The sequence below is a fragment of the Deinococcus misasensis DSM 22328 genome (assembly GCF_000745915.1).
GTDB lineage: Bacteria > Deinococcota > Deinococci > Deinococcales > Deinococcaceae > Deinococcus_C > Deinococcus_C misasensis.
This window is the reverse complement of the sequence record NZ_JQKG01000014.1, coordinates 1-13636: the sequence shown is the minus strand read 5'-3', so window position 1 is coordinate 13636 and position 13636 is coordinate 1. Positions and strand designations below refer to the sequence as shown.

At 55.0% G+C, this 13636-nt stretch carries 16 protein-coding genes and 1 pseudogene; 14 read left to right on the top strand and 3 right to left on the bottom strand.

Annotated features, from left to right (window positions below; all coding sequences use genetic code 11):
* Positions 1–105: 105 nt before the first annotated feature.
* The 14 genes from Q371_RS10605 (at position 106) to Q371_RS10540 (ending at position 11833) form a co-directional block, all read left to right on the top strand.
* Positions 106–369 (top strand): hypothetical protein, encoded by a 264-nt coding sequence (locus tag Q371_RS10605; protein WP_034340089.1) that lies wholly within the window; start codon positions 106–108, stop codon positions 367–369.
* 252 nt (positions 370–621) lie between these two features.
* Positions 622–900, top strand: coding sequence for an HU family DNA-binding protein (locus Q371_RS10600; protein ID WP_034340086.1), 279 nt, complete (start codon positions 622–624; stop codon positions 898–900).
* 555 nt (positions 901–1455) lie between these two features.
* A complete protein-coding gene (locus tag Q371_RS10595) occupies positions 1456–2034 on the top strand; it encodes a TerD family protein (protein ID WP_034340403.1) in 579 nt (192 codons plus the stop codon).
* A 38-nt stretch (positions 2035–2072) separates the two neighbouring features.
* Positions 2073–3305, top strand: coding sequence for a TerD family protein (locus tag Q371_RS10590; RefSeq protein WP_034340083.1), 1233 nt, complete (start codon positions 2073–2075; stop codon positions 3303–3305).
* Positions 3306–3329: 24 nt separating this feature from the next.
* The gene (locus Q371_RS10585) at positions 3330–3905 is read left to right on the top strand and encodes a TerD family protein (protein WP_034340079.1); all 576 of its coding nucleotides are present in this window, start codon (positions 3330–3332) and stop codon (positions 3903–3905) included.
* 55 nt (positions 3906–3960) lie between these two features.
* On the top strand, positions 3961–4539 hold the full coding sequence (locus Q371_RS10580) for a TerD family protein (RefSeq protein ID WP_034340078.1): 579 nt from the start codon (positions 3961–3963) through the stop codon (positions 4537–4539).
* Positions 4540–4681: 142 nt separating this feature from the next.
* Complete coding sequence (locus Q371_RS10575; protein WP_034340076.1) at positions 4682–5725, top strand: DUF475 domain-containing protein; 1044 nt, start codon at positions 4682–4684, stop codon at positions 5723–5725.
* A gap of 163 nt (positions 5726–5888) precedes the next feature.
* Positions 5889–6923, top strand: a complete 1035-nt coding sequence (locus tag Q371_RS10570; RefSeq protein WP_051964082.1) for an ATP-grasp domain-containing protein — start codon at positions 5889–5891, stop codon at positions 6921–6923.
* Positions 6920–8050 (top strand): phosphoribosyltransferase domain-containing protein, encoded by a 1131-nt coding sequence (locus Q371_RS10565; RefSeq protein WP_034340073.1) that lies wholly within the window; start codon positions 6920–6922, stop codon positions 8048–8050. Before Q371_RS10570 ends, Q371_RS10565 begins: the two co-directional genes overlap by 4 nt.
* Before the next feature lie 7 nt (positions 8051–8057).
* The gene (locus tag Q371_RS10560; protein ID WP_034340070.1) at positions 8058–8792 is read left to right on the top strand and encodes an HAD family hydrolase; all 735 of its coding nucleotides are present in this window, start codon (positions 8058–8060) and stop codon (positions 8790–8792) included.
* Positions 8789–9904, top strand: a complete 1116-nt coding sequence (locus Q371_RS10555) for a cysteine protease StiP domain-containing protein (protein WP_034340067.1) — start codon at positions 8789–8791, stop codon at positions 9902–9904. Before Q371_RS10560 ends, Q371_RS10555 begins: the two co-directional genes overlap by 4 nt.
* 13 nt (positions 9905–9917) lie before the next feature.
* On the top strand, positions 9918–10373 hold the full coding sequence (locus Q371_RS10550; protein ID WP_034340064.1) for a tellurite resistance TerB family protein: 456 nt from the start codon (positions 9918–9920) through the stop codon (positions 10371–10373).
* A 20-nt stretch (positions 10374–10393) separates the two neighbouring features.
* Positions 10394–11293: an HpcH/HpaI aldolase/citrate lyase family protein gene (locus tag Q371_RS10545; protein ID WP_034340397.1), complete on the top strand. Its 900-nt coding sequence runs from the start codon at positions 10394–10396 to the stop codon at positions 11291–11293.
* Between the two features lie 135 nt (positions 11294–11428).
* Positions 11429–11833 (top strand): DoxX family protein, encoded by a 405-nt coding sequence (locus Q371_RS10540; protein ID WP_034340061.1) that lies wholly within the window; start codon positions 11429–11431, stop codon positions 11831–11833.
* Between the two features lie 42 nt (positions 11834–11875).
* On the opposite strand, the gene Q371_RS10535 is transcribed toward Q371_RS10540, so the two are convergent.
* The 3 genes and pseudogenes from Q371_RS10535 to Q371_RS10525 all read right to left on the bottom strand — a co-directional run.
* Positions 11876–12205 (bottom strand): hypothetical protein, encoded by a 330-nt coding sequence (locus tag Q371_RS10535; RefSeq protein WP_034340051.1) that lies wholly within the window; start codon positions 12203–12205, stop codon positions 11876–11878.
* 274 nt (positions 12206–12479) lie between these two features.
* Entirely contained in the window at positions 12480–13316 is an 837-nt protein-coding gene (locus Q371_RS10530) for an SDR family oxidoreductase (protein ID WP_034340048.1), read from the bottom strand.
* Between the two features lie 3 nt (positions 13317–13319).
* Positions 13320–13636 (bottom strand): annotated as a pseudogene (locus tag Q371_RS10525) (IS4 family transposase); the annotation flags it as partial.

Sequence of the window (13636 nt, the reverse complement as noted above, 5' to 3'; positions counted from 1 at the left end):
GAACAAAAACAAAACAGTCGCGGACGTAAGCTGGGGAGCTCACCGCGACTGGACCCGGAGGTCAACCCTATGATGTCAGATTCGTTACACACTGCGCAACCCATTATGAGAAAGCCCCTCGTCGATGACTGCGACAATTGTGGAAAGCCCGGAGCCCTCAAGCTCCCAGAAGGGCCAGACGCACTCGGCCACCACTACTGCCCTGACTGCCTCCCAGCCATCACCATGGCCCGCGCAGCCGAAGACCAACTCCGAAGCCTCCTCTCCCCCATCCTCGGGGCATGGCAGGCCACATGGAGCCAGCACCTCCCAGCAGAAACCCTCGCTGAAATCCAGCGGGACACCCTCAGCCAACTCAACCCAGCCTGAACCCCCAAAAACGCACCCCCGGTTTGACAGCCGGGGGTGTTTCCATAGTGACACTGTAGTGACAAAACCGGGGGAAAAGTGGGATATGAACTGCCGTCAGATGGTGAAGCTCATGTACACTAAAACTGCCTTGGTCGTGTATAACCACTATTGACATTCGGTCGGCCAAGAGATTAGATGATCAAGCAGCAACGTGCATCTGTATTCTGATCCCACCAGAGCACCGTTCTGAAAACATCGGAGGTATCAACCATGGAAAAAGTCGGTAAGCAACAACTGATTCAAGTGATCGCCGAAAAAGCCGGTGTCAGCAAAAAAGACGCAGGCGAAGTCATTGACTCCATGCTGGAAATCATTGTTGAGGCCCTTAAGGAAGGCAAGACCGTCGGTCTGCCCGGTTTTGGCACCCTCTCTGTGGTTCCCACCAAAGAGCGTCAGGCCGTGCGTCCCGGCACCACCGAGCGCATCACCGTTCCTGCTGGCAAGAAAATCCGTTTCAAAACGGCCACCAGCCTGCAAGACAACCTGTAAACCACAGGACCCGAAGAAGCCTGCACAAGCAGGCTTCTTTTTTGTTTCACCTCTGCAACTTGAAAGCAAATTTCATATCAAACCCACCAAAACACATCAAGTCATCAAAAAGCAAAGAGACTGTCAAAGAAAACAGTCTCTTGAACGCCAGCATATGGAGGCTGGTCTCCTGCCTGAAGGGTGTAACAGGTTCAGACATCCACATCAGACATTGTTGTTGTTTGAATTATAATCCCGGACCAACCCACAAATGTATATTCCGCAAACATTTTCAGCACATCAGGATGGCAATTTGCATCAATTTTACCGATTCGATCAGGAAAGGGGGATTTCAAAATCAACCTCCGTTTGGCCCCGGACCTGTCGGAAAACCTCAGGTTTGGCAGGGTTTGTAAGCCCACCCACGCAGTCCCCTCAAACAAAACGCTTCTCAGACAGACGTGTTACAATCCCGGTACGGATGGATGGAAACTTTTGAAACCCTGACTGCGTAGTGGGTCTATGAACAGCCAGCATGATGCATGCTGTCCAGCCATCAACACGGGAGGAACTCACATGATCAATTTGACCAAAGGACAGAGCATCAACCTGAAAAAAGAAGGCCCCGGCGGCCTGCAAAGAATTCACCTCGGATTGGGCTGGGATGTGGCCAAACCCAAAGGCCTGTTCGGGCGCTTCGCTGCCCCAGAGAGCATTGACCTGGACGCCAGTGCAGCAGTTTTTGATGCACAGGGCAACCACGTCGACACCGTCTGGTTCCGCCAGTTGCAAAGCAAAGACGGCAGCATCCGCCACTCTGGCGACAACCTCACCGGTCAGGGCGACGGCGACGATGAAGTGATCACCGTGGACCTCACCCGCCTGCCTTCCAACGTGACCCAGATTGTGCTGGCGGTGTCCAGTTTCCGGGGTCAGAACTTCTCCAAAGTGGAAAATGCTTTTTGCCGTGTGGTCAATGCAGACAACAAACAGGAAGCTGCACGCTACAACCTGAGCGCCACCGGAAACCACACCAGCATCATCATCGGCAAACTGCAACTGGTCTCTGGCGAATGGACCTTCAAAGCCCTCGGAGAGATGACCAACGGGCGCACCGTTCAAGACATTGCCAACGACATCCGCCGTGTGCTTTAAAGCACGGGGTTTGCAGGATCTGCGGATAAGATAAAAACATGCAAAAACTGGTCCCCGGACAGAAAATCAAACTTTCGGATGTGACATCTGCTTTGCAACTCACCATTGACGTGCAGGTGCAGGGTTCATCCAGTGCCTATGACATCAGTTGCTTTCTGCTGAATGAACAGGAAAAACTGCCTTCCGACGACCATGTGGTGTTTTACAACAACCTCCAGTCTGCCGGGCAGGAAGTCCAACTGACCCAGAGGGACAGTTACAGTTCGCAGTTCCAGCTGGATTTGTCCAGAATGCCTGCAAACATCAAGCGTCTGGCTTTCACCTGCACCACCGACGACGGCAAAACCTTCCGGGACATCAAAACCGGAAGGGTGCGCGTTTCGCATGCCGGAGAGGTGCTGCTGGAATTTGTTTTCACAGGCCAGCACTTCAACCTCGAAAAAGCCGTGATCCTTGCGGAAATCTACTTCAAGGATGTCTGGCGTTTCGGGGCGTATGCACAGGGCTTCATTGGTGGCCTTGAAGACCTTGTGAAACACTACGGTGGTACAGTGGCCAGACCTGCTCCAGCCCCTTCACCTGCACCCATTCCACCTGCTCCACCAACCCCTCCAGCAAGGCAAGAGCCCACCCCAGCCCCGAGTGTGAACCTCAAGAAAATCACCCTTGAGAAACGTGGCGACTCGGGCAAGGTGAATTTGCGCAAGGATGGACGCAAGCAACCCATCCACATCAACCTGAACTGGGACCAGAAAGGCAAATCTGGCGGAGGGGGCCTCTGGAGTTTGCTGCCCGGGCAGTCCAGCAACCAGAGCAGTGCAGACCTTGACCTCGGGTGCATGTTCGAGATGCAAAACGGCTACAAAGGGGTCATTCAGGCGCTCGGGAACACCTTCGGGGCCAAAGACACCGTGCCGTACATCCATCTGGACAAAGACGACCGCAGTGGCCAGTCTCAGGACGGCGAGAACCTGCTGGTTTTGCGTCCAGACATGATCAAACGGGTGGTGGTCTTCGCTTATATTTATCAGGGGGTGTCCACCTTTCAGGATGTGGGAGGCCGCATGCGGATCACCGACGATCAGGGCAACGAAATCCACCTGAAACTGGACCAACCCGACCCCACCCAGCGGTTCTGTGCCATTTGCAGCATCACCAACACCGGAGACCACATCGAGGTCACCAAAGAAGAACGTTATTTCCGGGGTCATCAGGAAACCGATCAGCATTACGGCTTCGGGTTCCGCTGGCAGTCCGGTCAAAAATCTTGATCCACAGCACCATTGGAGGATGAAATGGCAATCAATCTCAGCAAAGGCGGAAACATCAACCTCAGCAAGGAAGCCCCCGGTCTGCGCAAAGTGCGCATTGGCCTCGGGTGGGACGTGCGGGCCACCGACGGCGCAGCCTTCGACCTCGACGCCATGGCTTTGCTGGTGAAAGAAGATGGCAAGGCCAGCAGCGATGCGGACCTGATCTTCTACAACAACCTCAAGCACGGCAGTGGTGCAGTGGAACACACCGGAGACAACCGCACCGGTCAGGGCGAGGGAGACGACGAGAGCATTCTCGTGGAGCTGGCCCGCGTGCCTGCACAAATCCAGCGCATCGTGGTCTCGGTGAGCATTCACGATGGCCTCTCCAGAGGGCAGAACTTCGGCCAGATCCGCAACGCCTTCATCCGCGTGGTGGACGATGAAACCGGCACCGAAGTGGCCCGTTACGACCTTTCAGAAGACGCCAGCACCGAAACCCTGATGGTGTTTGGTGAACTGTACCGCCACAACGCAGACTGGAAATTCCGCGCCGTTGGTCAAGGTTACCGCGAAGGGCTGGAAGCCTTCTTGCGCAACCACGGCTTCAACGTTTGAACATCCATCCGCATTCCTCTTCAAGCCATCACTCACTCAATTTCAGGAGGGCAACATGCCAGTAAGTCTCAGCAAAGGTGGAAACGTCAGTTTGACCAAAGAAGCTCCCGGTCTGACCAGCATCACAGTGGGTCTGGGTTGGGACGTCCGCAGCACCGACGGGGCCGCATTTGACCTTGATGCCAGCGCTTTTTTGCTTGGCGAAAATGGAAAAGTTGCTTCTGACAGCGACTTCGTGTTCTTCAACAACAAGACCAGCACCGATGGAAGCGTGGAGTACGGCGGAGACAACCGCACCGGTGAGGGTGCAGGCGACGACGAAACCGTCAAAGTGGACCTGACCCGTGTTCCCCAGAACGTGACCCGCATCGTGATTGCCGTGACCATCTATGATGCAGAAGGCCGCCGTCAGAACTTCGGCATGGTCCGCAACGCTTACGCACGTGTATTAAACAATGCAGGCGGTTCGGAAATTGCCCGTTATGATCTCAGTGAGGACGCCAGCACCGAGACCGCCATGATCTTCGCTGAAGTGTACCGCCACAACAGCGACTGGAAATTCAAAGCCATTGGTCAGGGCTACAACAACGGTCTGCGCGGCCTTGCGCTGGACTTTGGTGTGAACGTCGGCTGATTTTCAGCCCTCTCTTGCCCCCGCGCCCGAGAGCCACACCCAGGGGTGCGGGGGCAAACCTTGGTGTAAGGTTGTAAAGCTGCCTGCAGTGGAAGAGGCTGGGAACCGCTCAGCTGTATCAGGCCGCTTGTGAAAGGAAAAGATGTTGCGTCGCGAGTTTGGTTTTGCTTTTGTGGTGACTGTGGTGTGTTTGGTGGGGGCCTTTTATTACGGCCTCCAGACCGGCAACATGTCCACGGCCCTTTCGTTTCTGCTGATTGCCCTGATTCTGGGCGTGATGGAAGTCTCCCTGAGCTTCGACAACGCCGTGGTGAACGCCAGTGTCCTCAAGAACATGAGTCCGGTCTGGCAACAGCGCTTCCTGACATGGGGCATCCTGATTGCCGTGTTCGGCATGCGGTTCATCTTCCCGATTGTGATTGTGGCGGTGGTGGCCAAACTGGGTTTCTTTGAAGTGGCCCAGCTGGCTTTCAACAATCCATCGGAGTACGCCAAGCACCTGAATGAGGCACACGTGCCCATTTCGGCGTTCGGTGGATCTTTCTTGATGCTGGTGTTCCTGAAATACCTGATGGACCCAGAGAAGGAAATCCACTGGCTGGGTTTCATCGAGCGCCCTCTGGCCAAAATTGGCCGTCTGGACACCATTCAGGTGTTCATCACCGGTGCACTTCTTCTGGGCTTGGTGAATTACGCCGTGCACCCCGAGGAGAAAATGGCTGCTCTGACCGCAGGGGTGGTGGGCATCCTGACCTACATCTTCATTGACGCTCTGGGGGGCCTTTTTGACGCCGATGACATGGCCGCCAAAGCAGGGGCTGCAGGTCTGACCGCTTTCATTTACCTGGAAGTGCTGGACGCCAGTTTCTCTCTGGACGGCGTGATCGGTGCGTTTGCCATCACCAAAGAAGTGGTGGTGATTGCCGCAGGTCTGTGCATCGGTGCAGTCTTCGTGCGTTCCTTGACCCTGATGCTGGTGAAAAAAGGCACCTTGCAGCAGTACGTGTTCCTGGAGCACGGCGCACACTACGGGATTGGGGCTCTGGCCATCATCATGCTGCTGAGCATGAACCACGACATCCACATCCCCGAGGTGGTCACCGGCTTGATTGGTGTGGGCTTCATTGTGGCTTCGGTGCTCTGGTCCATGCGTTACCAGCGGCAGAATCCGCAGCTGGGCGAGTAAAATTCAACGGTTCCCAAGGCGAGGCATCCCCTCGCCTTTTTTGTGCTCTTCGCAGCACTGCGGAACGGTTTTGCCAGAGGCAGCGTAAACAAGACCGGGCGCACATGCCATACAATCAAACCACCGTTTCAAAGGCCCACCAAAGTGGGTCAGAAGGACAAACATGAAAACACGCGTCTGGTTCAACAAGGGTTTCAGTGTGCTGCACCATGTGATTGCAGCCATGCACAGCACAGCACAATGGGAGATTTACGCCACCCACACCTCCAATGATGCCCCGATGCTTTACGGCCCATGGCACCACGAACTTGAACCCAAAGGGCTGGTGGGTTCTGCCTACGTTCAGTGGGCACTGGATTACTGCAAAAAGCACCGCATTGAGGTGTTCTTTCCCTCCAAGGAAAAGAGCATCGTCAAGAAGCATGAAGCGGATTTTGAAGCTCTGGGCACCCGGCTGGTGGTGGCCGCATCACCAGAGACCATCAAACTGCTGGACCACAAAGCAGATTTTTTAAAGGCTTTTCCCACCGAAATTTGCCCCATTCCCGACTGGCGCACCTTTCACACCCTCGATGAATTCAACCAGAGGGTCGAAGAACTGGGAGGGGAAACCGAACCCCTGTGCTTCAAACCCAGTGTGGGCATTTATGCCAGTGGCTTCAGGATGCTGCGACGCCGCAGCCGCATGACCTTGTTGCTCGGGAATGAGCTGTACGCCATGAGCTACACAGAAGCCAGAGAGTACTTCGGGAACAACAAAAAATTCACCGAAATGCTCCTGATGCAGCTTTGCGAAGGCACCGAGCGTTCGATTGATTGCCTTGCCCTTGACGGCGAACTCGCCCAGTACGTGATTCGCACCAAAAGTCAGGAAGGCAGCAGCCAGTTCAGCGAAGAGAACCCCGAGGTGGAACAGATTGTGCGCGACATCACCCGCCATTACCGCCTGAGCGGGATTTTCAACATGCAATTGAAAGACCGTCAGGGGGTGCCCAACATGCTGGAAATCAACCCAAGGCCCAGTGGCGGCATCCACATGAGCATCACCGCTGGCCTGAATTACGGGCATTACGCTGCACTCCTTGCACTGGGCAGAATCCAGCCCCATGAAGTGCCTGCCCCGAGGCGCAATGTGCACATGATGGCGTTCAGCTCCAGCTTGCTGGTCAAAGAAGACGTTCTGGAGGAGCAGCATTGAAGCGCAGCACCGTTGAGTTGCCCTCGGGCACTTTGCAGATTGAACTGCATGAAGAGCAGGTGCCTCTAGAATCCATCACCACCTATGCGGTCCGGCAGAATCCCAGACGGGGGTTCTTGTTTGTCAGCAAGATCCTCGGGAAGCACTTGCCGGTCAGGCCCTCTGAAGCCCTGAAGCACCACCGTTTTCTGGCCACTTCACTGCCTGCACAGGCAGAAGGTCCGGTGCTGTTCATCGGGATGGCAGAGACCGCCACTGGTCTTGCCACCAGCATCTTTGAGGAGTACAGCAAAGCCTCTGGCCGTCAGGACGTGCTGTACCTGCCTTCCACCCGCTACCGTCTGGGAGACCGGAGCACCTTGCAGTTTCAGGAAACCCACTCGCATGCCACCGACCACCTGATTTACCCTCCAGAGTCTGGTCCCAAAAAAGACCTCTGGGATGGGGCAAAAACCCTCGTGCTCATTGACGATGAAATCACCACCGGAAAAACCCTGAAGGCCCTGACCCACACTTTGAAAAGGCAACTTCCTGGCCTGAGGGAGGTGCATCTGGTGTGCTTCACCAGTTGGCTGGACCTGCCAGAGGAGGTGCTTTTGGAGGAGTTCGGTTTGCCGGTCACCATCCACGCTCTGGTCAAAGGCAACATGGCTTTTGAGGCCAATCCGGATTTTTCTCCGCCTGAGCTGCCCAAAGTGATCGGCAATGGCGAGGACAAAGCCCCATTGATCCGGCATGAGTATGCCCGTCTGGGACGCCTGCCTGCCACCGAACACCTGCCAGAGGAGGTGCAATCTCTGGTGGATAACCTGCCCATGCAGGAGAAACCCATTCTGGTTCTGGGCACCGGAGAATTTGCTTTTGAGCCTTTGCGGTTTGCACTGGCGCTGGAAAACAAAGGACACAGGGTGGTTTTTCACACCACCACCCGCAGCCCGATTCTGCCCGGCGAGGTGATTCAGGACCGTCTGGAATTCATGGACAATTACGGGGACCAGATTCCCAACTACCTGTACAACCACCGCCCAGAGCAGTACAGCCGGATTTTCGTGTGCTTTGAGACCCTGCCCACCCAGCAAGATCAGGATTTGATGGAACTTTTAAAAGCAGAGGCGGTTTACTTTTGAGGTCACCATGCTGATTTTCACCGATCTGGACGACACTTTTCTGCAAACCGAACGCAAACTGCACCTCAGGCAAAAACCCTCTGAAACCCCAATCAATGTGGTGCAGGAGGGCTCTGGGGTGAAACCCACCTTCACGCTGGACCACCAGAGGAGGTTTTTGAGGTGGCTGGAACAGGGCAACGTGATTCCCGTGACCGGAAGGGACCGCCGGGGTTTTGAAGCCCTCAGGCTTGCATGGGGCACGCACGCCATCTTGAACCACGGAGCCACCCTGCTGGAGAAAACAGCGGAGGGATGGCAACCGGAACAGGAATGGACCGAACGCATGCAGCAGGAAGCCAGCACTTACCGGGAAATGCTGGAAACCGCCATCCGGCTTCTGACCGAACACGAGCCGGACGCCAGCAAAATGTTTCATCGCATCATCCATGAAGGGGAGCTGCCAATTTGCACGGTCAGCAAAGTGCGCTCCTTGCCAGAGGACGCCTTAAGTGAAGCTCTGGAGAAAGTCAGACCCTTTCTGGAAGGCAAGTTTTACGTGCACCTGAACAGCAACAACCTGTCTTTCATTCCCGATGCTGTGCGAAAAAAGCATGCGGTTCTGTATCTGCAAGAGAAGCTGGGAAGTCCCCTGTCTGTGGGAATTGGAGACAGCCACACAGACCTGGAGTTCATGCAGGTGTGTGATTTCTGGATGACCCCGCAAAACAGCCAGATTCAAAAACTGCTGGAGCACCCATGAAAAGCCCAACCTTGCAAACCAGTTACGATGCACAGGACGTGACTTTTGTGCTGCGTCAGATTGAAATGGAAACCGTCTCTCTGGAAGAAAAGGAAAGGCGCATCCAGTCTGGAGAAAGCCATTACAGCGAAATGCTCTCCATCGAAGCACCGCCCAAAGCCGATTACCTTGCCCTCTACCATCAGGCGGTCCAGAGGCACGCCGAAAGGGTGGCCCGAGACATCCGGCAACTGGCTGCCAAACTGGTGCACGACACCCCGGAAGCCCAGACCCTGATTCTGGTCAGTCTGGCAAGGGCAGGTACGCCTGTGGGTGTGCTTTTGACCCGGTTTTTGCGGGCCTGTGGTCATGCAACAGAGCATTACAGCGTCAGCATCATCCGTGACAGGGGGCTGGACCTGAATGCCCTGCAATACATCCTGCAAAAACACCCCGAGGACGGGCAACACCTGCGTTTCATTGATGGCTGGACCGGAAAAGGGGTGATTTCAAGGGAACTGCAAATCAGCATCGACCGCTTCAATGCAGAAAATGGCACTTCCCTATCCAGTAACCTTTATGTGCTGGCAGACATCTCTGGAACGGCATTTTATGCGCCCACCCACGAAGACTACCTGATTCCCCACGCAGTGCTGAACGGAACCGTCTCTGGGCTGATCAGCCGCACGGTGCGTCAGGCCGCAGATCACGCTTCAGGTGAATTCGATGGGGCCATGCATTTGCCCCACCTGACCGCCCAGGACGAAACCCTCACCTATCTGGGCCTGATCGAGGAGCACCACCCTGAGCCTCCCATCTTGCCGGAACTTCTCTCCTCCCCCTCGCGTAACAAAGAGATGTTGAGGTCAGCATCCCTGAAGTGCCTGCAAGAATTGCAGCACCAGTACGGAGAAAGGCCCCTCAATTACATCAAACCCGGTGTGGGAGAAAGCACCCGGGTGATGCTCAGGAGGGTGCCCGAGCTTCTGGTGGTTCAGGACATCAACCACAAGGATGTGCAACACCTGCTGGATCTGGCCCAGAAACGGAATGTGAAGGTGCTGGAAAAGGTAGACTTACCGTATCAGTCCGTGGCCCTGATTCGACCACTGCTGAAAAATGAAGACATATAGAAAGGGGTACAACATGAGTTTTTTCAATCGACTGAAAGGTGCAGCCCAATCCCTCGCCGGAGACCTGCAAAAAGCAGGCAAACAGTTCATGAACCGCGAGTTCGCTGAGGGCAGCATGGCAGCCTGTGCATTGATCGCCGCTGCAGATGGCAAAATCGATCCCTCTGAGCGCAGCAAGACCGCCCAGTTCATCATGAGCAACTCGATGCTGCAATCTTTTGATGTGGCCACCCTCAAGCAGAAATTTGATTTTTATTGCGGAAAACTCGAACAGGACTTTGATTTCGGCAAAATTGAAGCGATTCAAGCGGTGTCCAAACTGAAAAGCAAACCGGACGCCGCCCGCGCAGCGGTGCAAGTCGCCGTGGTGATCGCCAACGCAGACGGCAATTTCGATGAGCATGAACGACGCGTTCTGAAAGAAATTTGCAACGCTGTGGCCATCGACCCGGCAGAGTTTGGTGCTTGAGAGGACGGGAAACCACCCTGATGCACGCACTTGAACTGGGAGCATCCCTGTACGTGCCCGGAACCCACAGCCAGCTCTTGGCTGTGGCCAACCGGGAAAAATACCCTTCTTTGCGTTCGGTGATTCTGTGCACCGAAGATGCTGTGTTGCTGCAGCACCTTCCAGAGGCCCTTCAGAACATCCAGAGGGTCCTGAAAGACCTGCAAGACACCGACCTGAAGGTGTTCATCCGGCCCAGAAACATCGTGGTGCTGCAAACCCTGCTGGACTTCGAAGGCATCGAGAAGGTGCAGGGTTTTGTGCTGCCCAAAGTGGAACCGCAAAACCTGCCGCTCTGGATGGGCACCCTCAAAGGCACCGCGTTCAGCATCATGCCGACCCTGGAGACCCGCACGGTGTTTGACCGCAGCGCTCTGGAAGAGTTGCGTTCGATGCTCTTGGCCCAGCAACACCGGGTGTTGTCTTTAAGAATTGGCGGAAATGACCTGCTGGGTCTGCTCAACATGCGACGCAGCAGAGGGGTCAGTGCCTACCAGACCCCTCTGGGCTCTTTGATCAACCAGTTGGTGTTGCACTTCAAGCCCTACGGCTTCAACCTGAGCGCTCCGGTTTATGATTTCACCGACGATGCCGACACACTGATTCAGGAAACCCGCATGGACTTGCAGTACGGACTGTTTGGCAAAACCGCCATTCACCCCTCACAGGTGCCGATCATTGAGAGCCTGTACCGGGTGACCAGCACCGATCTGGAGATGGCCCGGGCCATTCTGGCCACGGACGCACCCGCAGTCTTCAAGTTTGGAGACGCCATGTGCGAACCGGCCACCCACAGCAACTGGGCGCAACAGGTGCTGGACCGCTTCGAGGTGTACGGCATGGAACCCGGCAGCATCCAGCTTCAGGCAGCCAACGACTGAATCCCCGTTCAAAATCCAACCTTCAAAATCCAAAGTTCAAAAATCCAACACCACAAGCAAAAGCTCTGGTTCTGCCAGAGCTTTTGCTGTGCAGCTTCCTGTTTTGCCCGCCCTTCAACCTTTAAAATCAGAACCATGTCTGCCATCGAAAAGATTTTGAAACGCAAACCTTCCAGAAAAACCGTTCGAAACACCCTCTCTGGTTTTTTCATTTTTACGGGCATCATGCATTTCCTGCTGCCCAAACCTTTTTTGTCGATCATGCCCAAATGGGTGCCTTACCCTGAAGCTGCCGTGGCGGTCAGTGGTGTTGCCGAAGTGGCAGGAGGCGCTGCCCTGCTGGGCAAAAAATACCGCAAATGGTCGGTGCCGTGGCTGATTTTGCTGCTCATTGCGGTTTACCCGGCCAACATCCACATGGCCCTCAATGCCGACAAATACCCGGTGCCCAAATGGATCGCCTGGGCCAGACTGCCCTTTCAGCCCCTCCTGATCTGGCTGGTGTGGTGGTCTGCCCAGAAAGACAAACCCGAGGAATAAACCCTCGGGCTGCTGGATGGTTCACTGTATTTCAAGCACAGGTCAAAAACAGGCCAGAGCCACCTGCATGCACAGGAAAATCTGGTTGTGGTCTTCTTTGGTTTTGGGGCCACGCTTCCACTGATCCAGTGCTTCTGTGACAGCTTTCAGGCAGTGGGCTTTGTACAGCTGAAAACGCACCGGCAAGAAATCGTCCTCTTTCCGCTTGAGGTTGAGGGGCTCACCGGTGCTGCTGCGGGTCTTGCGGCCAATCCTGACCGCTGTCCGGTACAGCAATTGATAGATTTTTTGCACCTGCTGGTCCACATCAGGACGGTGCAGCAGGTGAATGACACGTTTGAGGTCCCTCTGGACCGGATCGAACCACTCCACCCTTCCAGACTAACCCGACAGTGTTACAGAAAACTGACAAAGGGGCACATAAGCGGTCAGCATTCAGCCATCAGCGGTCAGTGAAAAACCTCCCAGAGCCTTTGGCTTTCGCAATCAACAATCCGAAACAGAGTTGATTGCCCAATCAGTGAGGTTGCGCCAAGCCTCGCTGGTTTCTGTTTTTTCAAACCATCGCCAAAGCTTTTGTTGCTGAAAGCGGAATGCTGATGGCTGACCGCTTTCTACATTGCAGCCACCATTTCAGCACCTTCCATCACCCGTTGATGATTTCCCCACCGTTGGGGTGAAGCACCTGCCCGGTCATGTAACTGCTGTCCTGAGAGGCCAGAAACACAAAACAGGTGGCCACTTCGCTGGGTTGACCGGGGCGTTTGAGTGGGGTGTTTTCACCAAATTTCTCAACTTTGTCCTCTGGGAAGGTGGAAGGAATGAGTGGGGTCCAGATCGGGCCGGGGGCCACCCCATTCACCCGGATGCCTTTCTCTGCCAGCATGCCTGAGAGGGAACGGGTGAAGGCCACAATCGCCCCTTTGGTGGAGGAGTAATCGACCAGAGCAGGGCTGCCCCTGTAAGCCGTGACCGAAGTGGTGTTGATGATGGTCGAGCCTTTTTTGAGGTGAGGCATGGCCGCACGGGTCAGGAAGAAGTAACCGAAGATGTTGGTGCGGAAGGTTTTCTCCAGTTGCTCAGGGGTGATCTTCATGAAGTCTTCCTGTGGCGTTTGCTCTGCGGCATTGTTCACCAGAATGTCCAGTTTCCCGAAGGTTTCCAGTGTGCGCTCCACGGCCTGTTCGCAGAACTCGGGTTTGCCCACGTCGCCAGAGAGCAGCAAGCACTTGCGGCCCTGTTCTTCAACCATTTTCCGGGTGTCTCTGGCGTCCTGGTTTTCTTCAAGGTAGATGATGGCAACGTCTGCCCCTTCTGCTGCGAAAGCCACGGCCACAGAACGACCAATGCCCGAGTCTCCGCCTGAGATGATGGCGACCTGTCCTTCCAGTTTTCCTGCGGCTTTGTAGTTGGGGCTGATGACCTCGGGCTGGGGTGTCATCTCGCTCTGGTGTCCGGGTTTTTCCATCGGTGTGTCTTTCATGGCTCAGTACCCGACAAGTTTGGGGAACAAAAGCTGAAGGCCTTCCAGTAAAGCCCACAATGGCTTCCTGAATAACTCCAGCAGCAGAGAAATCCCCACCCGAAAGACACTCCGGGCCAAACGACCATGTTTCTTTTTTGGAATCTGAACCCTTTCGCCCAGTTTCACCGCCCACACGAACACCACTGCCAGTAGGCACACCAAACGTTCCAGGTGCCGAGCATCCGTCATGTGGGTGTTCTCCAGCCGAAAACCCAGAGACTTGAGGTTCTTGAAAAGACATTCAATCCGGAACCTTTTCAAATAACGTTCAAGCAAAA